The organism is Acinetobacter lactucae (genome assembly GCF_013344765.1).
GTDB classification, from domain to species: Bacteria; Pseudomonadota; Gammaproteobacteria; order Pseudomonadales; family Moraxellaceae; genus Acinetobacter; species Acinetobacter lactucae_A.
This window is the reverse complement of sequence record NZ_JABVBF010000412.1, coordinates 1-530: the sequence shown is the minus strand read 5'-3', so window position 1 is coordinate 530 and position 530 is coordinate 1. Positions and strand designations below refer to the sequence as shown.

The window sequence follows — 530 nt, the reverse complement described above, 5'->3', positions numbered from 1 at the left end:
ATTATAAGGCAGATTTGGCATTATTAATAATTTTAAGTGCAATTTTGTATGCATTGTTGAGGTTCTTTTGGTTCTACCCATTTTGGACTGCAAATAAAGAAGAAATAATATATAGTGCTAGGCAGCAAACATATATTCTTGAAACTATTAGAGGAATAAAATCAATAAAATTATTTGGTAAGGAAAATTTAAGAAGCAGTACGTGGTTGACCTTATTTATTGACCAAACAAATGCTAAAATTAAAACTCAAAAATATGAAGTTTACTATAAATTTATAAAAAACTTCATTTTTGATTTGCAAAATATTTGTGTTATTTTTTTTGGTGTAATATTTGTACTCAATGAAACTTTAACATTAGGTGCATTATTAGCATTACTAGCATATAAGGCAATATTTGATACACGTATAGTTGCTTTTATAGATAATTTTACTTTATTAAAAAGCCTAAACTTACAATTTGAACGTTTAAGTGACATTGTATTAACAGAGAAAGATAATATTTTAGATGATCTCTATACTAAGGACTTG

At 25.5% G+C, this 530-nt stretch carries 1 protein-coding gene; it reads left to right on the top strand.

Annotated elements, in window-relative coordinates:
* The coding region (locus tag HUN22_RS17620) for an ABC transporter transmembrane domain-containing protein (protein WP_254617572.1) at nucleotides 1-530 on the top strand (530 nt) is incomplete at both ends.